Below are 22,770 nucleotides of genomic sequence, written 5' to 3' on the forward strand. Positions count from 1 at the left end.
GTTACCGACAACCTTCGATAAAATCGATGACTTGATGCAGCGAGCCTGGTTTCGTCACGATTAATACAGTTGAATCTGGTTCTAGTATTGTACTACCATTAGGTATGACTAAATCTTCATGAGGATGGGCTTGATAACCAATAATTAAAGAGCCAGTAGGAAATCTTTTATCTTGAGCAATTTCGGCAACGCTACGACCGACAACGTAGCAATTATTAGGAAGAGCGAGTTTCAATACTTCAATTTGTCCCTGCTCGAAATGCATCATCGATTCTACTTGGGGATACTCGATCGCATTTACCATTGTAGAGACTGCCAGCTCTACAGTACTAATAATATGATTAGCTCCGGCAAGACGTAGCGGTTCGGCAAAATCACGATGTCGCATCCGCGCCAAAATGTGAGAGACTCCGTAGTGCTTGGCAAGAGTTACCATTGCTAAATTTAAAGCATCCTGACGGAGGACAGCAGCCACAGAGTCAGCTTTGCGAATCCCTGCTTCTAATAAGACTTCTGTACTGACTGCACTCCCTTCAAACGCCATCACCCCCACTTGTTCGCGGGCATAACGACAGGCATGAGGATCGCAATCGATAATTGCAACAGTATGACCTAACTCTACAAGCTTTTGTGCCAAATTTAGCCCAACTAAGCCCGCACCGCCAATGAGTATGTACATTGCTTCTCAGTTCAATGTTTCAATTTCTAGGCTAGCAGAAATCTCGGCTATAGCTTAATTTGTCATTTTTTGACTTTTAACTTTTGACTTTTAACTTTTGACTTCTTGAACGATTTGCCCGTCAGATAAATGAATAATTCTGTTGGCATACTTTGCTACATTAGGATCGTGGGTAGAAACTAAAATTGTTACACCAAAATTGGTATTTAATTCTCGTAAGAGTTCCAGAATTTCTTGTCCCGTTTGTCGATCTAAATTTGCGGTTGGTTCATCTGCAACAACAAGGCTAGGATTGCTAACGAGCGATCGCGCAATACTAACTCGCTGCTGTTGTCCTCCCGATAATTGGGCTGGTTTGTGATGCAGGCGATCGCCTAATCCTACTCTTTCGAGTAGTTGCATTGCCCGCTGTCTCAATTTTTTGGAATTGACGGCTGAAAACATCAAGGGTAATTCTACATTTTCTACCGCACTCAACGCGGGAATTAAATTATAAGACTGAAAAATAAACCCGATTTTTTCATGTCTTAGTGCCGACAAATGCGCTTCTGGCAATTGACGCAAGGAAACTCCATCAATTAAGATATCTCCTTTTGTCATCCGATCCAATCCCGCACTTAAATGTAACAATGTTGATTTACCCGAACCCGATGGACCCATTAAACAAATAAATTCTCCTGGCTGGATTGTCAAATTCACCCCTTTAAGAGCGCGAACAATTTCGCCACCTAATTTATAAATCTTCCAGCAGTCTTGTACTTGTACGACTGGAATATTAGCGATCTGTTGTTTTTGGCTGTGTAATTGTGTATCTAGCATGGTTGTTGTTGGTTGACTGATAACTGATAACTGATAACTGATAACTGATAACTGATAACTGATAACTGATAACTGATAACTGATTAAAATCTGTAATAGAGGGCTTGAATTGCCGATAATCTGACGATGCGCCAAATTGGTATCCAGGCGGTGATGACTGATACTAATACTGCTAAGCCTGCGGCAATGACTAAGTTTAACCATGCGGGTTGAATTGCTAATGCGATCGCCCTCCCATCAGTTACCAACACGATCGCGGCTACCAACCAGCCTAAAAATGCTCCTACAATGCCTCCTGCAAAGCCGTAGAGGATGGCTTCGACCACAAATAGACCAAAAACAACCTCATCTTTGACTCCCGTGGCTTTTAGCACGCCAATTTCTTGCACCCGCGAGAGGACGCTGCGTGTCATGATAACAGCGGTTTCTAGCGCCCCTACTGCTAAGGCAATGACGGCTATTAATACGGTTGCCCGCGATAAGGCGGCGGCGGTTTCTGGGCTGAGAGTACCGCTCATTGCTGCCATCTGTGCTTGGACAATTTCTGTTAACGTAAGGACGACGTACATTAATAACGTGCCAGTGGCGATCGTGGCAATTGGTAACAGCGATCGATTGCGGTTGGCTTGGATGTGACGGTTGGTGTATTGTACGAGACGGGGAATTAGAGACAGGGGCGATCGCATGGTTGCTGTCATCAAGCACTCCTAATCAGTTCGAGGGGAGATTTTTGTAATAATTTTTGGGCGGGGACAAGAGAACCAAAAATTACCATCGGTGGTAGGTAACAGATAACTAATGCTGCTGATTTGAGTACAGTTCCCCAATTAAATAGAGTTGGTACAAGCCAGCCTAATAACCCCGTGCCTAAAATTAGACCGATCGCGGTTGCACTGAAAAAGAGTAGCAAAGACTCTAGTAAAAATAGATAAAATACATCGCTACTGACTCCTACAGCCGCAAAAATGCCAAATTCTCGTTTGCGTTCTTCGATACTGAGTAAAGCGGCTGTCAGCATGAGTACGAATCCCAAGCCGAGGGTAATTTTAGCCAGCCAGCCTAAAAGGGAAGCACCTGCTTGGTTGAAGTAAATTGCAGCTAATTTGACGTTGAAACCTACCATATCGGCGCGACTGAAGCGTTCTTCCAAAAAGTAGGCAGTGGCGTTTTTGTCGGTGGCGGTGACGGTAGGATCGGTTGTGACTTGAATATTCCTTTGGGTAAGAAATTGGCGGAGGGTAAAGGCATCTTTGGTTGGTAACATGACCCAACTGATTCTTCCTGGTTGTTCTAAAATCTGTTGGGCTGCGCTGAGGGGCATTTGCACGATCCCTACCGCACCTAAATCGGGTATGGTTCCGACTGCATCGACTGGTAAGGAGATTTGTTTGACTTTTAAAGTGTCTCCTGGTTTGAGTTGTAGGGTTTGGGCGGCTTTGCGGCTCAAAATGACTGTTCTACAGGTGGAACAGCCGTAGAGGGCGGGCGATCCCCCTAATTTCGGTTGTGAAGGAGGGCTTTGAGATCCCCCCAACCCCCCTTGAAAAGGGGGGCTTTCTGATTTCTTCCCCCCTTGTGAAGGAGGGCTTTGAGATCCCCCCAACCCCCCTTGAAAAGGGGGGCTTTCTGATTTCTTCCCCCCTTGTGAAGGGGGGCTAGGGGGGATCTTCTGCGACGTAGTCGTGACGGATGGAAACTTTGCCGTGAGTACCTTCAAACCTCGATCGCCATTTTGTTGCAATATCGGTGCGATCGCGCTTTCGGGTAATGTCTCTTTAGTTGTAAAAAACCCCGTCTGCTTGTCGAGTTGAAATCCTGTAGGTGGAGTAATCCAGACGTTAGCTATACCTTGGGGAGTTTGGCGAATGAAGTCGTAGACGTTGGTAGTTCCCGATTCAAAACTCAAAGCCACGGCATTGACAAATAATACTGCTGCGATCGCCAGTGCTAAACCAGCCGCCGTCAGTCCGGTTCGCATGGCGTAGCGTCCCAAATTTGCCAGCGCCATTCTGAAAAACTTGCCTACCACAATTTATTTCTCCCCATCGGATTCTAAAAAGGCATATTGCGCTAGTTCGTCTTCGGTGTTGACGTGCGCGGAACGCTTGAGGCTGATAAAATAAATTGCCACACCTAGCGCGATCGCCACTCCTGAGACAATCGCTACTTTAGGTGCCCACTCACCTACACTCAGTTCCGATACCCACGGGGAAGCAAAACAATAGTAGATCGCGATTGTATTGCCTATGGTGGCGACAATCAGCGTCAGCCAAGTGCCAACCGTCCCGCCTGGAATTTGCCAACTGACGCGCCCTGGTTCGCTGTAAAGGTGGGGATATTTACGACGGGCGATCGCGACTGGAAAGATAAAGAAATAATTAGAAATGCACCAAACTACGGTGATCGATGCTAGCAAAACTTGCGTTGCTACTGTCAGATTGGCGTTGGAATACATGATTAACACGATCGCAGTGATAATCGCCCCTTGCAACAATATTGCGGCTACGGGGGTGCGAGTGCGAGGATCGACATAGGCAAAAATTTTCGGTAGGTGCTTTTCTATGCCCGAAATAAATAGCAGACGGGAGTATGCATACTGATAGCAAGCGTGTTGGGCGATTGTCGTAAAGCCATATAAAAAGCCGCTTACCACTACTAGAGAACCCCAACCCACTTGACCGTAAATCAAAGATTGAGATACATAAGGATCGGCTTTACCCAAGGGTGTTGTAATTAAAACGCTGGCTGTCGTAATTAAATAAAACAACCCCAAAATCAACGATCCACCAAACACCATCCAGGGAGCAGCTTTGTTGACAGATTTAAACTCGACTCCCATATTGAAAGGCGTTTCCACTCCTAACAACAGCAAGACTGCCAAAGCAAAAATTGCCCCATTTTCTTGCAAGTTGGGCATCAATTCCCCAAACGAAGGAATCGGAGTAGCGAAATTCCCGTTGTTGATAACATAAGCGATCGCGGCGACAATACTTAAGATTGATAAACCAGCATAGACATAAAACAGTCGATTAACGATCTTTTGTGCCTGTCGCAAGCTAAATAAAGAAATAAACACCGCTGCCCAGACGATCGCAATTTGCACTCCTACCTGCTGCCACAGTTGCAGTTTCCAACCGAAAGCAGTAGATAGATAAGAAGTGGCGATCGCCGTCCAAGGGGTAATTGCGCCAAATACGGGCATCCACGACAGCCAACCGCCCATAAAACCCCAAAACTTACCCATTGTCTTGCTTGCCCAGACGTAAACACCGCCTTCCTCTGGAAACAGATGTCCCAGTTCCAAAGAACACATTCCCGCAGGCAAAAGAAAAATCAGGTACGCCAACAGCCAAATACTAATTGCCTGCCAGCCCGCACCCGCCATCTGTCCAGAACCATAGCTGGCATAGATAATCGAAATATAAACGACAATTAAATCCCACCGCCCCAAAACGCGGGGTAGAATGCGCGGTGGAATCAACTCCGCCAACGACAGGCGATCGCTATTACTGTTAGAAATCCGTTCTGTAGTCATGAAGAGGGGTAAGGGATAAGGGGTAGGGGGTAAGGGGAAGAATGAGGGGAAAAGGGAGAAAAAACAACTGTCAACCGTCAACCGTCAACCAACAACCAACAACCAATCAATAAATTTCCATATACTCGTTCTTTTCCCAGTCTGTAACGTGGGCTTTGCAGCGGTTGAGTTCGGCTTGTTTGACGGCGGTAAAGACGCGCACGAATTCTTCTCCAAGTAATTCTGTAAGTTCTGTATTGGTTCCCATTGCGGTTAAGGCTGCATCTAGGGTTTGGGGTAATTGAGGTAAATTGCGATCGCCATACAGTCCTTTGCCTTCGATTGGTGGCTGTAACTCCATGTCATGTTGAATGCCCAACAATCCCGCCGCTACGGTAGCCGCAGCACTGAGGTAGGGATTGCTGATACTGGAAGCTGCCCGCATTTCAATATGAGTATTTTCGTCATGGGAGGCTTTCACCCGTACCATCCCCGTGCGGTCTTGAATGCCCCAACCGCGATAAATTGAAACGAATGTAGGGGGAAGATAGCGACGATAGCAATTTGGTGTGGGGGCAATTAGCGGCATAATGCTATCTCCGTAGTGCAAAATTCCCTGAATAAAAGATTTTGCAGTAGCAGAGAGTCCGTTGGTATCGTCTAAATCTAAAAATATATTGCGATCGCTATCTTTATCTAGCAAACAAACATGAACGTGACTGCCACACCCTGTCTGGTCGCTGAACGGTCGAGACATAAACGTTGCCAAATATCCCGCCCGCTGACAAACTTCTTTGACAATCTGTTTGAACATGAAGGCTTTATCAGCAGCTTTCATACCCACGGCAGGACCATAATTAATTTCCATTTGTCCTGGTCCGTACTCGCAACCGTGATCGATCAAGTCGATGCCACACTCAAGTAAATGATTTAATAACTCGTCAATAATTGGTACATATTGATTTCGCAGCGTGTTGAAGCAATGGACTCCGCTAAATACGGGTTGGCGAGTTTTCCCATCTAATAGATAAAATTCCAACTCTATCCCCATCATCACGTCAAAGCCCATCTCGGCGGCTTTTTGCAGCACTCGCTTGTAGACGTAGCGCGGGTAGGATGCCATCACGTCCCCTTGCTTCCACTCGTAATCGCAGATAACTCTGGCGTGACCGTCCAACCAGGGAATCGGCATCAGAGTATCGAAATCAGGTATCAGTACCCCGTCCCGATAGTTCATCTCTTCATGCAACTTGGTTTCGGCAACGATCTGAGAACCAGTATCCAGTCCCATCATGCCACCATAGAAGTTCAATCCCTGACGGGAAAAGCCTTCGACTGCATCAATGGGAACTAATTTCGATCGCGATACTCCATGTAAGTCAGAGAATTCAAACCGAACTTGCTTGATACCTTGTGCCTTCAAAGTGGCTACAACTTCAGAGATGCGATCTTCAACGCGATTCAGGGCGATTGTCATAAGAGAGGGGCTAGGGGCTAGGGGCTAGGGGCTAGGGGCTAGGGGCTAGGGGTGAGCAATTAATTAATTGCGAATTACGAATTACGAATTGTTTTGGTCACTGATAACTGTTAACTGTTAACTGATAACTGACCAAGGCATCTTCGCGGTATTCTTTGACGAAGGGGGTTTGGTAGCCGTCTTGCGTCCAGAGGATGGGGAAGAAACTTTCGTCCATTTGAGTTTCGCCGATGCTGCGGTAGCGGCTGTAGATGTAACCGTAACCAATGCCAGGAGGCTGAAATTTTGTCTCGGCTGGAAAGGTGCTGATGGCGAAACTACGGCGAGTTTTATCGCTGGTGGTATTTCTGCCCGAACCATGCCACAAGTTGCCGTGGAGAAAGATACAGCCACCAGGGGGAATTTCAGCTAAGACAATTTCTGGGGATGCGATTCCTACTTCTGTGGCTGCATCCCATAAAGGTTGGCGATAGTCTTCTTTGGGGGCGTGGAGAAACCGTACTTTGTCAGGACATTCCCATTTGTGGGAACCAGGGACGAATTCTAAAGTTCCTGCTTCTGGTGTCGCATCGCTTAAAGCAATCCAACAGGTAATGACTGTAGAGGGGTCGATGCAACTGACGTAAGTATTGTTGCGATGGAAATAGACTTCTGGCGCACCAGGGGGCTTGATCCAACAGCTATCGGTTGCTAATCTGCCCCCAGACCAAGCAGCTAAAGTAGCGTTGAGACGGGCAATTTCCGCCGAGAGAGAAAAACTCGCTACGGTGCGATCGCATCTCCACATTCCCCCCATCTGTCTTGTGGCGTTTGACTGACTCAATCCTGGTCTGCCAAACCACTCATCGGGATAAATCCCTGTTTCAAACTGTGTGGCAAATAGAGGATCGAAGCGTTCGATGAGGCGATTGACTAATTCTAGATCGAGAAACTTTTCTATTATCAAATAACCCCGATCTTGAAATTGGTCGATTTGCGCTGCTGTCAATTCTACTGGTTTGTATATCATTACCAGATCTCTTTTGAGAATAAAGCAGAAGGCAGAGGGCAGAAGAAATGAACTTGTTTTTGTACGATTTGCGACTTAACTCATCAGCATTTCAACTTTTGACTTTTGACTTTTGTACGGGCGGGTTTACGTACAGCTCGTCTGTTTAACCGTAAATATATCTGACAAACCCGCCCCTACGCTTACCAAAGGATCTTCGCAGTATTCAGCTAAAAACTGCGATCGCTTGCCGTCTTGTTGCCAAACAATCGGGAAAAAGCTTTCGTCCATCGTGTCATCGCCATATCGCTTGTAGCGTCCCGCAATATAACCGCCTGGGACGTATGCCCCTGCTGGCATAAACTTCGACTCGGCAGGTATGTAAGCAATGACTAAACTTTGCCGCACTAAGTCAGGCATGAGATTTTTGCCCGAACCGTGCCACATATGCCCGTGATGGAAGGCGCAATCTCCTGGTTCTAGTTCTAATTGCACGACATCGGGTTCGTCTATGCCTACCCGTTTCGCGGCTTGTTCCATTTCCCAGCGATAGCTTTTTTTTGGTCCGTGAAACTCTGGTACGGTATCTGACAGCGCCCAGCAGTGCGACCCGCGCACGTATTCAATCGTACTGCCCCCTGGCATAGCATGGCTGAGGGCAATCCAGCAGACAACTTCTTTTTGGGCTGGGGTGTAGTAGAACGAATACATCGAATCTTGATGTAGGGTTGTTTCTGTTGCCCCAAAGGGTTTTGTCCACAAGCTATCACCCAAGATCCGCGTACCATTCCAGTTACCCAGATCGGCAGCAATTTCGCCAATTTTGGCAGAAAGAATCACCGATGCCATAACGCGATCGCTTTTCCACACGCTAGTCATTTGTCCCGATGCACCTGGTAATCCTAAATATGGGTTCCAATGCCATTCATCGGGATAAACTCCCGTTTCAAATTCTCCAGCAAATAAAGGATCGATTCTTTTGACCAAGCGATTGACTAATTCTTCATCCAACAGATTTTTGACAATTAAAAATCCATCTTCATGAAATGATTTAATTTGTTTGTCAGTTAATACCATGATGAATTCAGAAGTCGGTAGTTGTATGAGGCGGTTTTTTTAAAGCAAGCTGTGAAACTAGCCGATTTTTAGTTGGTATAACAAGTTTGAGATAGTAAATTAATATCTAATGCATACTGAAATCTAGCTGTATACTCAACGACATTTTTATTAACTATCGTTGAAAATTGGTGACATAGCTAATATCTGTTACTTAAAATACAGATTTTCTGCGATCGCATCTCCGATATCTAAAATTGGTCATTTGTCATTTGTCAGTCGTCATTTGTTAGTACTTCTGAGTTCTGGCTTCTCTTTCTTTAGATTTACCACTCAAATAACAAGAAAATGGTAGTACAACCACACATTTTAGTAATTAGACATGAAGAGTGTTCGAGTTTGGGAATGCTGAAAACTGCCGTTAAACAAGCAGAAATCCCCTTTCGCTATTTAGATACATACGCCGGAGAAACTCTTGACGAACCCATTGAAAATTATTCTCATATTGTGGTTTTAGGTGGAGCAGTAAGTGCTTATGAAGACGAAGAATATCCTTTTCTGCGTTATGAATTTCAATTAATCGAAAAGGCGATCGCGCAAGAAATTCCTATTCTCGGTATCTGTCTCGGTTCGCAAATTTTAGCAAAGATACTAGGAGCTAAAGTCTATCGAGGAAAATCGGGTAGGGAAGCAGGATGGTGCGAACTACAATTAACATGTGATGGGACAAACGATCCTTTGTTACATGACTTCCCAAATCGATTTCGCGTCTTTCAATCTCATCAAGATACATTCGATATTCCTGCCGATTGCATCCATTTAGCTAAAAGTGATATATACCCCAATCAAGCCTTTCGCTACCGCGATTTTGTTTGGGCAATTCAGTTTCACCCTGAAATAGATGAAAACGTGCTACTGGACTGCGCCGATGTTATCGAACAGGAATTAATCGATAGTAAAATCTCCGATACAACTGTAGAGCAAATGATTGAATTAGCAAAATTGCACTCTCCCGCTGTAGCACCTTTGGCAGATAGCTTAATGGGGAATTTTATTCAAGTTCATAGGTAATTGGTTGACAGTTATCAGTTATCAGTTATCAAGTGACTAGTAGCTAGTGGCTAGTGTCTAAAAATGCTCCCTCTGCCCCTCTGCCCCTCTGCTTCCTTGTCTCCCTTGTCCCCTTGTCTCCCTAATCCCGACTCCCTCATTTAGCAGGATTGCTTTACCGGGCTAAAAAGCGATAATGATGACGTTGGTGCAGTGCGATCGCGCTTTGGATTAGCAGATTTCTGTCTTAAGTCCAGCGGCGTTTGGGTATTGCGACAACTTTTTTAGGTAACAAATTGTTACAATAGTTAGCAAACTCACGCCCAAGCGTCACCAAATTCATGAATGTGAAGCAGGTTCCCCCCAATCCTCAGCAGTTAGATACTGATCTACAAGGCAGTTACGTGGAAGTAACGGCAGATAGCCCTAATAGCACGGCTATTGTGCCAAGACACGCTACGGAAATCGGACACAGCTCGATCGAGCCGGAATTGGCGTTGAGATACGAACCGGAAGCGATCGCTGCATATTACAGTCGTCGTCCTTTTCAGGTTGTTGGTAGAATTTTTGCGGTTCTGCTGCCTTGTTTTTCCTTTGCTTTTGGTTTGTGGTGGGATAAGCAATGGGGACGCAGCTTAAAAATGCAGCAGCGCAGGGCAGTTCAACTGAGGGAATTGTTAACGCAACTGGGTCCAGCTTATATCAAAATCGGTCAGGCTCTTTCTACTCGCCCCGATTTAGTTCCACCTGGATATTTAGAGGAACTAACACAACTGCAAGATCAGCTACCACCTTTTGATAATGCGATCGCCTACCGTTTCATTCAAGAGGAATTGGGGCAAACTCCAGAGGAAATTTACGCCGAATTGTCTCCCAATCCGATTGCTGCTGCTTCTTTAGGGCAGGTGTATAAGGGTAGGCTGAAGACTGGGGAAGAAGTGGCGGTGAAAGTGCAGCGTCCCGACCTGCGCGATCGCATTACTATCGACTTATACATCATTCGTCGTTTGGCAGCTTGGGCAAACAAAACTTTTATGCGCATCCGCAGTAACTTAGTCGATATTCTCGATGAGTTTGGATATCGCATTTTTGAAGAAATGGACTACGTTCAGGAGGGCGAAAACGCCGAACGTTTTACCGAATACTACGGCTATTTACCAGATATTTACGTCCCCAAAATCTACTGGCAATATACCCAGCGCCGAGTCTTGACGATGGAGTGGATTACGGGAACGAAGCTGACACAGGTAGAAGCGATTCGCGCCCAAGGAATAGATGCCCAGCACATTATTGAAGTTGGGGTACAGTGTTCGCTACGTCAGCTATTGGAAAATGGATTTTTCCACGCCGATCCTCACCCAGGGAATTTACTTGCCACGCCCGATGGCAAGTTGGCATATTTAGACTTTGGCATGATGAGCGAGATCAAGCCAGCCCAAAGGTACGGATTGATTGAAGCGATCGTCCACTTGGTAAATCGTGATTTTGACTCTTTAGCACAGGACTATGTGAAATTGGAGTTTTTGACTCCAGATACAGATTTAACACCCATCGTCCCTGCTTTTGCGAAGGTGTTTAATGCTGCTTTGGGTGCTAGCGTATCGGAATTAAATATTAAAAGCATTACTGACGAACTGTCGAATTTAATGTATGAATATCCTTTCCGCGTCCCAGCATACTACGCTTTGATTATTCGCTCTCTGGTGACGTTAGAAGGAATTGCCATTCGGATCGAACCTGATTTTAAAGTTCTCAGCGCCGCTTATCCTTACGTTGCAAAGCGATTATTGATCGATCCAGCGCCAGAATTGCGGGCATCATTAAAAGATTTGCTGTTTAAAGAAGGGACATTTCGCTGGAATCGTTTAGAAAACTTGTTACGCAATGCCCGTGGAAATCAGGACTACGACTTTAACATCGTCCTGAATCAAATGATTGATTTTCTCTCATCCGAACGCGGGGCTTTTATTCGCGATCGCCTAGTGGATGAAATTGCTAAAAGTGTAGATGCTGTGAGTCGAAATACCTTACACGCCGTCACATCTAGACTGCGAGACACATTCGATCGCGTTCCCTTGGGAAATCGCCTCGCAATGGCAATTCACGAAACTCCTGGGGCTTCTACCGAGCAACAGCAAACCTTGGAGCATATTAAGCGGATTTGGGGAATTTTACAAGAAACCCGTGGTTTCGACCCTGCACAATTAATTCCGCAATTGGCACAGGTGTTAACAAAACCAGAGACTCAAAAGATCGGGCAGCAACTCGCCAGTCAGCTAACTCAAAAAGCGATCGCCCGTCTGTTGCGGGAATTATTAATTACACCAGAAGATAATTACAGCAACGGTTATAAACCAGATGCACGCGATCGGCTAGTCTTACCACCCGCAAGAGTCTAAAAACAGTAGTAGGGTAGCATTGCCCACCCTACTACCAACTACCAACTACCCATTACCTAACTCGTTTCATCTTCCTCTTGTTCTCGTCTCACATTTGTTTCCAAAGCCTGAATTTGTTCTCGTCTAGCCTCCACTTCTAGCGCCCGTCGAGATAACTCTTGCGTTTGTAAAGTGAGGGTTTGTCGCCACTTCTCGGCGCGTTCCATTTCCTGCTGCAAAAATAATGGAGTAATGCCACTAGTGAGATAGGTTTGAACTAATTCCATCACCCAATCCGCAGCATTATGAAGGCTGTAAACCTGACAGCAATCTGGTGAGAGTTCTGCTAGTACCAACAAACCCTCAGCAAGAGTAAAAGGACAGCGATCGCCGATCGTAGTTTCCACATCGAGAATAGCACTGCGATCGCTTACCAATATCCAAGTATGCTCTGCTTCCTGACTGGCAAGCAATTTTAAGCCTAACTTACCAGAAATCCCGTACTTGATAATTTGAGCGAGGTAGAACATTTATCAGTTATCAGTTATCAGTTATCAGTTGTCAGTTATCAGTGCCAAGTGCGTTCAGTTTTGACTTTTGACTTTTGACTTTTAGTTTAATTGAGCAGTCGCAATCGGGCTTGGAGAATTTCAATTTGTTTTTCGGCTTCGGCTAAAGCATCCTTAGCGCCTTGGACGACATCAGCAGGGGCTTTATCAACAAAGGTAGGGTTAGATAGTCGCGCCGAAAGAGATTTGGCTTCAGCTTGGGCTTTACTAAGGCTTTTTTCTAGCTTAGCTTTGAGTACGGCAATATCAACGACTCCCGCTAAGGGAATTAAGACTTGTACCGTACCGACAACATCGGCGATCGCGGGTTCTAATGCCGTATCTAAAGCTGAAGTTATCGTGAGTGACTCGACTTTGGCAAGATCTTGAATGTAAGCTTCACTATTAGTCAAAATTTGGCGTTCGCGATCGCTTTCACTTTGCATTACCGCTTTTACCTTGACTCCTGGCTTAATTCCTGCTTCCGCCCGTAGGTTGCGCAGGGTACGAATTGCCTCAATTAACAACTCAAATTGCTGTTCCAATTCTGGATCGATTAGAGTCGCATCCGATTCTGGATAAGCCTGTACGGATATGCTTTGCCCCTCTTCTGCTTGCGTCAGCGTGTGCCAAATTTCCTCAGTAATATGAGGCATGAAGGGATGCAGGAGTTTGAGAATACCTTCTAAAACGTAGGCTAGAGTTTGCTGTGCTACCAGCCGTGACGCTGCGCCTTCAGCATCTTTCTGAAATAGCCGAGATTTGACTAATTCGATATACCAGTCGCAGAAATCGCCCCAGATGAAGTCATACAAACCTTTTGCCGCTTCTCCTAATCCGTAGTTATCGATGTAATCTGTTGATTGTTTGACAACCTGATGATAACGAGAGAGAATCCAGCGATCCGATAATTGTAGGAGCGGGTTTAGCGAAAGATCGTCAGTTAAGCCAATAGATTCTCGTTCAAAACCCGCCCGTACGGGAGTCGCAAGAGAATCTGTTTCTTCCCCCCTTATCAAGGGGGGATTGAGGGGGGATCTCAATTGTTGCGGAGTTTTGCCATCCAAATTCATCATCACGAAACGGGCGGCGTTCCACAATTTATTCGCGAAGTTGCGGGATGCTTCCACAGAAGCCGATTCATCTTTTTCGCGATTGTAATCCAGTCGAATATCTTGTCCCGCGCCGACAACTTCTTTCACTAGGGTATAGCGCAAGGCATCTGTTCCATATTTATCCATGAGTAACAGCGGATCGATACCATTTCCCGCTGACTTGGACATCTTCTTGCCGTTTTCATCCAATACCAACCCGTGAATGTAGACATCCTTGAACGGCATCTGTCCGGTAAAATGTCCCCCTAACATCGTCATTCTTGCTACCCAGAAGAAGATGATGTCAAATCCCGTGACTAAGGTAGCGGTAGGATAGTAAAATTCTAAATCTTCGGTGCGATCGGGCCAGCCTAAAGTGGAAAAGGGCCACAGTCCTGAAGAAAACCACGTATCTAATACGTCTGGATCTTGTTCTAGCTTGACATCTGTGCCAAATTGTGAAGCAGCTTTTTCCCGCGCTTCTGCCTCACTTCGCGCCACAACAAACGGCGTGTTATCGCAGATTTCTCCGCCTGTCTCGCTGACAGCATACCAAGCCGGAATTTGGTGTCCCCACCACAGTTGACGCGAAATACACCAATCTCTGAGTTTAACTAGCCAGTCGCGATAAACTTTTGTCCAGCGTTGAGGGACGAACTGAGGTGAATTTTTTTCGTCCAAAAATGATAGAGTGCGATCGGCTAAAGGACGAATTTTGACGAACCACTGAGTTGAAAGTAGTGGCTCAATTGGAACCTTTCCGCGATCGCTATACGGTACGGCGTGTTTGTATTCTTCTACTTTGACGAGAAATCCTTCAGTTTCTAAACGTTGGACGACATTTTTACGGGCAACAAATCGATCTTGTCCTTGAAAATCTCCTGCATTTTCATTCAGCGTGCCGTCTTTATTCATAATATTAATAAACGGCAGATCGTGACGCTGACCCATCTCAAAATCGTTCGGGTCGTGGGCAGGAGTCACTTTAACGCAACCCGTCCCAAATTCAGGATCGACAAATTCATCGCCAATCACGGGAATTTCTCGCTGCATAATTGGCAAAGTTAGGGTTTGACCAATTAAATGTTTGTAGCGATCGTCATTTGGATTTACCGCGACAGCCGTATCACCTAACATTGTCTCTGGTCGTGTTGTTGCTACTTCTACAGACCCAGATCCATCAGTTAATGGATAGCGGAAGTGCCATAAATGCCCGTTGACTTCTTTATTTTCTACTTCTAAATCGGATACTGCTGACTGAGTTGCGGGACACCAATTCACTAAATATTTGCTGCGATAAATCAGTCCTTCTTCGTGAAATCGGACAAACTCTTCGACAACGGCTTTGTTTAAGCCTTCATCCATCGTGAAGCGTTCCCGCGACCAATCTACGGAAACTCCCAAGCGGCGCAGTTGACCGACAATTGTACCCTTAGATGATTCTTTCCACTGCCAAGCGCGTTCGAGAAATTTCTCTCGTCCCAGTTCGTAGCGGGTCTTGCCTTCTGCTTGCAGTTGCTTTTCTAATATTGTGTGGACTGCAATACTGGCGTGGTCGGTTCCAGGGAGATATAGGGCGTTATATCCCTTCATGCGATGGTAGCGGATTAGGGAATCTATCAGCGTGTTATCAAAGGCGTGACCCATATGAAGGCTACCAGTCACGTTTGGAGGAGGAATGACGATACAGTAGGGTTCCCCGCCGCGCTGGGGGTCTGCTTTATACACTTGGTTGTCTTCCCAGAATTTTTGCCACTTGGCTTCAGTGGTGAAGGGGTCGTAGAGGCTGGGCAGGTTAGGAATGGTTGCTGTCATGTCGGGAAGACGAAAGATGCAGTGAATTATTTAATATTTTGCCATAGGGCAGGGTGGAGGTAGAACGGTTTCTGATTCCTGTAGAATTGCCAAAGTCAACGTACAAGACAAATCTGAATGGAACCTACAGAGGAACAATATTTAATTGTTAATGCCCTCGATACGCTAGATTTACTACAAAATGGCTTTTATGATGAAAGTACAGGCGACTGGTATATCCAAACTCCTAGCCCTGTTTTACCAATTTCTGTTATTCAGCATGACGGTGAAGTAGTTCCAACTAACTGGCGGTCAGATTTATGAGAGAACCATCTGAATTACAAAAACAGCAATATGAAAGATTTACAGAAATTTTGAATACTGGCAAGCAACGCTACATCGAAGCCAAGGGAACTCATAAGGGTTATCGCGCTGGTCTGAAAGGACAAGATTATTTAACTGATGAAGAAAGACAAGAAGCATTATCCTTAGTGCGACAGTTATTTCAAGTTCGAGAAAAGTCAGGTAATTTAACTGCAACGCCATTACTAAAAGAGGAAATCGAAGCTGATTCTTAGCCTTGTACTAAATTTTAATGTCTGCTGGGACGATCGCTCAACTTATCAATCTTATCAATCGCTGCCGAACCAATCAGACTGCTAGCTATTAACATCCCGTAGTTTTAAATTGACCTACTGGTTCTAATAATTTATTCTGATTGGTTGATGATAAAAACAGTGTGAGAAGAGAAACATGATAATGATTTGATATATCTATAAGCAGATCGAGTTTTCCATCTCGATCTAGATCGCCAGCCCAAAGTAATGTGGTAGAGCCATCGTCACAACAAGACGAAATTTCTTGGAATATACTATCTTTCCCAGAATAAACTAAAAGAGCGTGATATATAGTTTCAGGGTTTTGCCGTTCTTTAACCGATATTTGGTAGATATTTCCAGATTCAAGATTGAGAGCGACACTTAAGGGCGGGCTATTGGGAGAAAACTTTGCATTTCCTGAAAACACAGTTTTAACTATCCCAGGCTTCAGAGGAATTGAACCTTTAACTAAGAAAATAGGTGTGTTTTTTCCGTCCACAAGAATTTCTTTCCCGGTTTTCTTTGTCTCATCTATATCGAGTACGTAGTCACGAACAGTATTAACAGTAATTTTTGTTGGTAATAATTCAAAACCTTGTGCTGTAGAGAACAGTCCTAACCATTGTTCTCCCGATTGTGCTTGAACTTCGTTCCCATGAAAATAACTACCTGTTGTCAAAAGATCGAGCGGATACGATGGAGGATAGTCTGTGATAAATATCGGAGTCTGTGCTTTTTGCTCGGAAGATTGACTCATAGCCGATTCTTGCTGAGGCGGCTGACTAGAAATAGATGCGTCAGGTTCGCGATCGCCGCACGATACTAGAAGCAGCAAGCACAATATTGATATCGTCTTAATTGCGTGACAGCCAAACTTAATTTTTTGTATAACTAGCATAATTTTTAACATATTGTCTTGCTCAATTCCAATCTACTTAACTGTTAATTTGTGTGGCTGAAGCTCTGTAAATACTCATTTAAAGGAGTTTTTGGTATGACTAACAATACAACTCCCATATCGCCAACTGATGCTGTATCCCCGCAGCATGAAATTTTAGATAGGCAAACGACAGATTGCTGTGTCGTAGGCTATGGTTCCGCAGGGGCAGTATTGGCGCTGCTGGCGCGTCAAGGTATACCCGTGATGCTGCTAGAAGCGCACAAAGACTTGGATCGCGACTTTCGAGGTGATACCATTCACCCGTCTGTGATGGAGATTATGGCGGAATTGGGCTTAGCCGTCAATTCTGCGCGACTTGCTAGCGCGGTTCATTGTCTTTGGGTTAATGCCCGTGCATGTAAAAACTTAACTTTTGATAGCAATTTTTGATTGTATGCGTGACACAGGTAGGGGCGCACGGCTGTGCGCCCCTACGAACGTGTATTTTACCCAATTGAAAACCGCTATAAAAGTGAGTAGTGAAGCAAGAAAGGTGTAGCGTGTAGGAGGAATTCGGAATTCGGAATTAATCGACGCTGATAACTGGTCACTGGTCACCGATCGCTGGTCACTGTCTCTACGACTAGCGCATATTTCCTAATTTTTCAATCTTTACCACTATATGTAAATCGCGTATAGTCTTAATCTATTGCCTTTAACTGCTAAGGCTTTTTTTCCAGTCAAACCTTTTTCCTAAATATCTTACCTATGGTGCGAGAGCTACAGCGCTTAAACCCAACCAGCCAGTTTCCCGAAACTGCCCCAGCTGCAAATCCAGTCTTCTTCAGGACGTATAGTCGGCGGATAGGAGGTGGGCGCGAAACTTGGGAACAAGTATGCGATCGCACCCTGCGCGGGCTAGTAGAATTGGGTAAACTCACCCCAGCAGAAGCCGCGATTCTCGAAAAAATGCAAAAGGAGATGAAATCTCTCCCTAGCGGGCGCTGGCTGTGGGTAGGAGGTACGGAATGGATTTCTCGCCAAGAAAACTTTTCCGGCGCTTATAACTGTACTTCTACCAACGTAGTAGACTGGCGGGCTTTTGGCTTGATGATGGACTTGGCAATGATGGGCTGCGGTACGGGTGCAATTCTCGAACCCCAGTACATTAACCAACTTCCCGTGATTCGCAACCGCCTCCACGTCACCGTAGAAGGAGAAATCGGCACAACGCCCGCTTCAGAACGGCAGGACGAGACAGAAGTACAAATCGAAGGTAATATCGTTAGTATTCTCGTGGGCGATAGCCGTCGAGGTTGGGTCAAGTCTTATCAAACTCTGTTGGAGCTATCAACCAACGAGAGTTTTTCGGATATCGTACATGTCAGCGTCAATCTTGGCAATATCCGTCCGGCAGGAGAAATATTAAAAGGTTTTGGCGGCGTTGCTAACCCGATTAAATTGCCAGAATTGTATCAACGCTGCGCGGCAATTTTAAATAAAGCCGTAGGCAGAAAACTGAATTCGGTTGAGTGTTGTTTATTAATAGATGAAGCTGCCGTTGTTGTAGTTGCCGGAAATGTTAGAAGAAGCGCAGGGATGCGTCAAGGAACTAGCAATGATGAATTATTTGCTAATGCTAAAAATAACCTTTGGCAACAAGATGAAAATGGGAATTGGCGGATCGATCCCGAACGCGATGCGTTGAGAATGGCGAATCATACTCGCGTATTTCATCAAAAGCCAACTTTAGAAGAATGTATCAATGCCGTTCGCAGTCAATATTATTCTGGTGAAGGAGCAATCCAGTATGCGCCAGAAGCGATCGCCCGTAGCAATGCAGATTTTTTAAGTAGTCAAGCACTAAAGCAAGAGTTTGTTAAAACATACGTAACTTCAAAAGAAAAAGCTCACATCTGGCTGAAAGAGCGCCATCTAGAAATAACAGATTCCGAACTAGAACATAGGCTTTCAAGATATGGTTTGAACCCATGTGGCGAAATTTTGGGTGGTAATTTCCACTGCAACTTATCGGAGGTTCATCTAAATCAAATCGATCCCAAAAATGACAAAGAACAAGAAGAAGCTTTCACCGCAGGCGCATTATCTGTTGCTTCTTTGTTGAATCATAAATTCCTTGAACCTCGCTATCAATTCAGTCGCGAATTAGACCCAATTGTAGGTGTTTCTTTCACGGGATTATTCGATTTCTTCGTCCGTGCTTTTGGTGTCGATTGGTTGCGCTGGTGGGAACAAGGAAGACCGGCAGAATTCAAAATTCAAAATTCGGAATTCGGAAATGAGAATTTGGCGGAGTATTTTAGAAATGAAGAAAGGGAGTATCTCAGTCGTTGGCGCGATCTCGTGTTTCGCGTTGTGTGGGAATATTGCGATCGCCATAACATTAAACGCCCGAATCGCTGTACTACCGTCCAACCTAGCGGTACTAAATCTCTACTGACTGGCGCGTCTCCTGGCTGGCATCCTCCCAAAGCCCAACGTTTTATTCGTCGGATTACTTTCCGCAAAAACGATCCAGTGGCACTAGCTTGCATTGACTACGGTTATGGTGTCGTTCCCTCCCAATCGGATAAAGACGAAAATGGCAATTTGTTGAACGACCCCTTCGATCCTCGTTGTATGGAATGGTTGGTAGAAATTCCTGTCGCCGTGCCTTGGGCAGATTTACCTGGTGCTGATGAAATTGAAATTAGTAAATTTAGCGCTCTAGCCCAAATGGATTTCTACATGCAAGTGCAGAAATACTATGTAACTCACAACACTTCCGCAACAATTGAGTTGCGAGAAAACGAGGTAGAAGCATTAGGGACGCGAATTTATGAAACCATTCAAAACGATGAAGGCTATATTAGTGCTGCCTTATTAGCCAGATTTGACGACTTACAAACTTTCCCCCGCTTGCCATTTGAACCGATAACCAAAGCTAAGTACGAAGAATTAATGCAACAAGTGCATTCCCGACGGCAAGTGCATGATTTTTATACTGCCCTCAGCCGCTATGATGCGCAAGAGTTAGATGAAGCAGGTCCAGCAGGGTGCGACTCAGATAAATGCCTCTTTCCTCACCAGGAAGGGGCGAGGAGTGAGGGGTGAGGGGTGAGGGGATAAGGGAGACAAGGGAGTGGGGACAAGGGGGACAAGGGAGCAATTCTAGGCACTAGTCACCTGCCACTAGCCACGCATCACTCTCTTTCCCTCGCTCCTCGCTCCTCGCTCCTCGCTCCTCACACCTCTCAACTAAAAAGCTAGAATTTCAAACAGTACAGATGCAGCCACGCATAGAGGAAATTCAAATATGTTTGTAGACGAACTAGCACCTATTTTTAAGGAATTGGTACAGCACCCAGTTTCTTTTTTAGGAGGATTTGTCTCTGGGGTACTGCACCTCAGCCTAGCTGACGATCCAGTCAAAAGTTGGCTCGATCGCCAGTTTGATTCTTCCAGCTACAATTCTTCCACATCTGGCGATCGCAACGGCAAAACTAGCGGTCCCCAAAGCATTTCTATCGAGTAGAGGTAGAGAGTTACGTAGAGACGCGATCTTTCGCGCCTCTACAGTGATGATTGTCAACTGTTAACAGTTAACAGATTAAATGATAACTATTGGAAATTTTTTAGGCAGTATTTGTAATACAGAAGACCTTTGATAAACAAACCATACGATATGATATGCGTAAGTGTAAGTTCAGTCCTGTAACTGGTTAAATTTGAGAAGCTGCTACCGACTGGGGTTGTCTATCTTGAAAGCTAGATTACTGATAAATTTGAAATCTGGTGTTTGCCAAAACTGCAAATTTTTAGGTTCGATTTCTCGACTGAACTTGACTCTCTGTTCAGACTTACGCGACCGATTATGACTATCTACGTTGGAAACCTTTCTTACCGCGCTACGGAAGAAGACCTGAGAACTGTATTCGCAGAATATGGCACGATCAAGCGCATTGTCCTACCGATGGATCGGGAAACTGGCAGAATGCGCGGATTTGCTTTCGTTGACATGGGTGAAGATGCCCAAGAAGAATCAGCGATCGCTGAATTAGATGGTGCAGAATGGATGGGAAGACAGCTGCGAGTCAATAAAGCTAAACCCCGCGAAGAAAATGGTGGTGGCGGCGGTGGATATCGGCGTAACGGAGCCGGAGTGAGGGCAAGATTTGGTCAGGAGTAGTTACAACCACCCCGCTCTGTAGGAAACTACTCGGAACAAGATTAATACTTGAAATCTGATGAATTTGGGTCAAGCCTTTCACTGACCAGTTAAGCATCTGACACTGATAATTGCTGGTCGGTGTTTTGTCGATCGCGCTCAAAATCGATCTAATGCTTGCCATCAGTTCAATGCATGTTGTCAATCGCTCTTGGCAAGAACTAGACTGATGGCTTGACGGCATTGCTTGGAAAAATAAGACTCTGAAGCTCGATCCGCGATCGCCGGATTTCGCAATCGTTTGGTAACACGATTGTGGCGATCGCGCGTGGCAAGGTGCAGTGATTTCTATAGTTTATCTAAAGTCAGATTCCACTATTAGATTCAGTTCCTAAGATAGTAGTGCAGGGTGCTGCCTTATTGGTAAATCTTGCAACATGCCCTCATCTACAGAGAGAGCGATCGTTATGGCTGAAGCTGTCCAACACTCAATAGATTACGAATCTGCACTAGGTCGGGATTGTACAACACTGTCTCGACACGTCCTACAACAGTTGCAAAGTTTTTCTGCTGATGCCCAAGATCTGAGTGCCTTAATGAGTCGCATTGCCCTCGCTGGCAAGTTAATCTCGCGTCACCTCAGTCGTGCGGGATTGATGGAAGGCGTACTGGGATTTACCGGAGATGTGAACGTACAAGGGGAATCAGTCAAAAAGTTGGACGTTTATGCCAACGATGTCTTTATCTCGGTTTTCAAGCAGAGCGGTTTAGTCTGTCGCTTGGCTTCCGAAGAAATGGAGCAGCCATATTACATTCCTGAAAACTGTCCGATTGGTCGTTATACCTTGCTTTACGACCCAATCGATGGTTCATCCAATACAGATATTAATATGAGTCTGGGATCGATCTTCGCCATCCGACAGCAGGAAGGCAACGATCTAGATGGAGAGGCAAAAGACTTACTGCAATTGGGAAGCAAACAAATTGCGGCAGGATATATCCTCTACGGTCCTAGCACCATCTTGGTGTATTCCATCGGCAAGGGCGTACATTCTTTTACTCTCGATCCCAGCCTTGGAGAATTCATACTTTCGGAAGAAAATATTCAACTGCCGCAACACGGTTCGGTTTATAGTGTCAACGAAGGCAACTTCTGGCAATGGGATGAATCGATCCGAGAATACATTCGTTACGTCCACCGCACAGAAGGCTATACCGCACGCTACAGTGGAGCTATGGTAGGTGACATTCATCGGATTTTAGTGCAAGGTGGCGTGTTCCTTTACCCTGGCACGGTGAAAAAACCAGAAGGTAAAATTCGCCTACTGTATGAATCTGCTCCCTTAGCATTTTTGGTCGAGCAGGCAGGAGGCAGAGCAAGTACGGGAACCCAAGACATCATGGATGTCGTGCCTGAAAAACTGCATCAACGCACTCCGTTGATTATTGGTAGTAAAGATGACGTGGCATTAGTTGAGTCCTTTATTCAGCGACACGCCCAAGCCCAAGAAGAGAAGAACATTCGGGCGCAAGCACGCATACCTCAATGAGAGGGGTTAGGGGTTAGGGGAAGAAGAGAGCGCAAGGTTGCTGAGGAAGCTGAGGGAGCGGAGGGAGCGTCGAAAGAATTTAATTATGAATTGCGAATTCAATTAATTCTTTATCCCCTCACTCCTCGCTCCTCACTCCCCAATTAGTAAACCAATGAAGAGTTGAGAAATACAAA

Annotated in this window: 19 protein-coding genes and 1 pseudogene; 9 read left to right on the forward strand and 11 right to left on the reverse strand. The window is 45.3% G+C overall.

What is annotated here, in order from left to right; translation table 11 throughout:
• Position 1: 1 nt before the first annotated feature.
• The 8 genes from QH73_RS04225 to QH73_RS04260 all read right to left on the reverse strand — a co-directional run bounded on the left by QH73_RS04225 (position 2) and on the right by QH73_RS04260 (position 8,554).
• Entirely contained in the window at positions 2-679 is a 678-nt protein-coding gene (locus QH73_RS04225; RefSeq protein WP_039715351.1) for a potassium channel family protein, read from the reverse strand.
• 90 nt (positions 680-769) lie between these two features.
• Entirely contained in the window at positions 770-1,633 is an 864-nt protein-coding gene (locus tag QH73_RS04230) for an ABC transporter ATP-binding protein (RefSeq protein WP_201277942.1), read from the reverse strand.
• Positions 1,582-2,196: an ABC transporter permease gene (locus tag QH73_RS27685; protein WP_039715353.1), complete on the reverse strand. Its 615-nt coding sequence runs from the start codon at positions 2,194-2,196 to the stop codon at positions 1,582-1,584. Before QH73_RS27685 ends, QH73_RS04230 begins: the two co-directional genes overlap by 52 nt.
• Positions 2,196-3,527, reverse strand: a complete 1,332-nt coding sequence (locus QH73_RS27690; protein ID WP_132866611.1) for a proline-rich domain-containing protein — start codon at positions 3,525-3,527, stop codon at positions 2,196-2,198. Before QH73_RS27690 ends, QH73_RS27685 begins: the two co-directional genes overlap by 1 nt.
• A gap of 3 nt (positions 3,528-3,530) precedes the next feature.
• Positions 3,531-5,033 carry an APC family permease gene (locus QH73_RS04245; RefSeq protein WP_039715356.1) on the reverse strand — a complete coding sequence of 501 codons (1,503 nt, stop codon included), beginning with the start codon at positions 5,031-5,033 and terminating at the stop codon, positions 3,531-3,533.
• A 106-nt stretch (positions 5,034-5,139) separates the two neighbouring features.
• Entirely contained in the window at positions 5,140-6,489 is a 1,350-nt protein-coding gene (locus QH73_RS04250; RefSeq protein WP_039715357.1) for a glutamine synthetase family protein, read from the reverse strand.
• A 97-nt stretch (positions 6,490-6,586) separates the two neighbouring features.
• Entirely contained in the window at positions 6,587-7,498 is a 912-nt protein-coding gene (locus tag QH73_RS04255; RefSeq protein ID WP_039715358.1) for a phytanoyl-CoA dioxygenase family protein, read from the reverse strand.
• A gap of 126 nt (positions 7,499-7,624) precedes the next feature.
• Positions 7,625-8,554 carry a phytanoyl-CoA dioxygenase family protein gene (locus tag QH73_RS04260; RefSeq protein ID WP_052290010.1) on the reverse strand — a complete coding sequence of 310 codons (930 nt, stop codon included), beginning with the start codon at positions 8,552-8,554 and terminating at the stop codon, positions 7,625-7,627.
• 327 nt (positions 8,555-8,881) lie between these two features.
• On the opposite strand from QH73_RS04260, the gene QH73_RS04265 reads away from it, so the two are divergent.
• A complete protein-coding gene (locus tag QH73_RS04265) occupies positions 8,882-9,604 on the forward strand; it encodes a type 1 glutamine amidotransferase (RefSeq protein ID WP_052290011.1) in 723 nt (240 codons plus the stop codon).
• Between the two features lie 320 nt (positions 9,605-9,924).
• On the forward strand, positions 9,925-11,982 hold the full coding sequence (locus QH73_RS04270; protein ID WP_039715359.1) for an ABC1 kinase family protein: 2,058 nt from the start codon (positions 9,925-9,927) through the stop codon (positions 11,980-11,982).
• Positions 11,983-12,038: 56 nt separating this feature from the next.
• On the opposite strand, the gene QH73_RS04275 is transcribed toward QH73_RS04270, so the two are convergent.
• Together QH73_RS04275 and QH73_RS04280 are read right to left on the reverse strand one after the other, a co-directional pair.
• Positions 12,039-12,491, reverse strand: a complete 453-nt coding sequence (locus QH73_RS04275) for an HmpF-related protein (protein ID WP_039715360.1) — start codon at positions 12,489-12,491, stop codon at positions 12,039-12,041.
• A gap of 86 nt (positions 12,492-12,577) precedes the next feature.
• Complete coding sequence (locus QH73_RS04280) at positions 12,578-15,418, reverse strand: valine--tRNA ligase (RefSeq protein ID WP_039715361.1); 2,841 nt, start codon at positions 15,416-15,418, stop codon at positions 12,578-12,580.
• 117 nt (positions 15,419-15,535) lie between these two features.
• On the opposite strand from QH73_RS04280, the gene QH73_RS04285 reads away from it, so the two are divergent.
• The gene (locus tag QH73_RS04285) at positions 15,536-15,721 is read left to right on the forward strand and encodes a hypothetical protein (RefSeq protein WP_039715362.1); all 186 of its coding nucleotides are present in this window, start codon (positions 15,536-15,538) and stop codon (positions 15,719-15,721) included.
• Positions 15,718-15,975 carry a hypothetical protein gene (locus tag QH73_RS04290; RefSeq protein ID WP_052290012.1) on the forward strand — a complete coding sequence of 86 codons (258 nt, stop codon included), beginning with the start codon at positions 15,718-15,720 and terminating at the stop codon, positions 15,973-15,975. The genes QH73_RS04285 and QH73_RS04290 overlap by 4 nt, the downstream gene beginning before the upstream one ends.
• A gap of 88 nt (positions 15,976-16,063) precedes the next feature.
• Here the strand turns inward: QH73_RS04290 and QH73_RS04295 are convergent, their stop codons facing one another.
• Positions 16,064-16,894: a hypothetical protein gene (locus QH73_RS04295; protein WP_132866613.1), complete on the reverse strand. Its 831-nt coding sequence runs from the start codon at positions 16,892-16,894 to the stop codon at positions 16,064-16,066.
• 96 nt (positions 16,895-16,990) lie between these two features.
• Between QH73_RS04295 and QH73_RS04300 the strand changes: the two are divergent.
• The 5 genes and pseudogenes from QH73_RS04300 to fbp all read left to right on the forward strand — a co-directional run.
• Positions 16,991-17,263: pseudogene (locus QH73_RS04300) on the forward strand (FAD-dependent monooxygenase); the annotation flags it as partial.
• Positions 17,264-17,644: 381 nt separating this feature from the next.
• Positions 17,645-19,990, forward strand: coding sequence for a ribonucleoside-triphosphate reductase, adenosylcobalamin-dependent (nrdJ, locus tag QH73_RS04305; RefSeq protein WP_039715365.1), 2,346 nt, complete (start codon positions 17,645-17,647; stop codon positions 19,988-19,990).
• A 202-nt stretch (positions 19,991-20,192) separates the two neighbouring features.
• Complete coding sequence (locus tag QH73_RS04310; RefSeq protein ID WP_039715366.1) at positions 20,193-20,411, forward strand: ssl0294 family protein; 219 nt, start codon at positions 20,193-20,195, stop codon at positions 20,409-20,411.
• Positions 20,412-20,750: 339 nt separating this feature from the next.
• Complete coding sequence (rbp, locus tag QH73_RS04315) at positions 20,751-21,065, forward strand: RNA-binding regulator (RefSeq protein WP_039715367.1); 315 nt, start codon at positions 20,751-20,753, stop codon at positions 21,063-21,065.
• Positions 21,066-21,511: 446 nt separating this feature from the next.
• Complete coding sequence (gene fbp / locus QH73_RS04320) at positions 21,512-22,594, forward strand: class 1 fructose-bisphosphatase (protein ID WP_039715368.1); 1,083 nt, start codon at positions 21,512-21,514, stop codon at positions 22,592-22,594.
• Positions 22,595-22,770 lie beyond the last annotated feature (176 nt).

The sequence above is a fragment of the Scytonema millei VB511283 genome (assembly GCF_000817735.3).
GTDB classification, from domain to species: Bacteria; Cyanobacteriota; Cyanobacteriia; order Cyanobacteriales; family Chroococcidiopsidaceae; genus Chroococcidiopsis; species Chroococcidiopsis millei_B.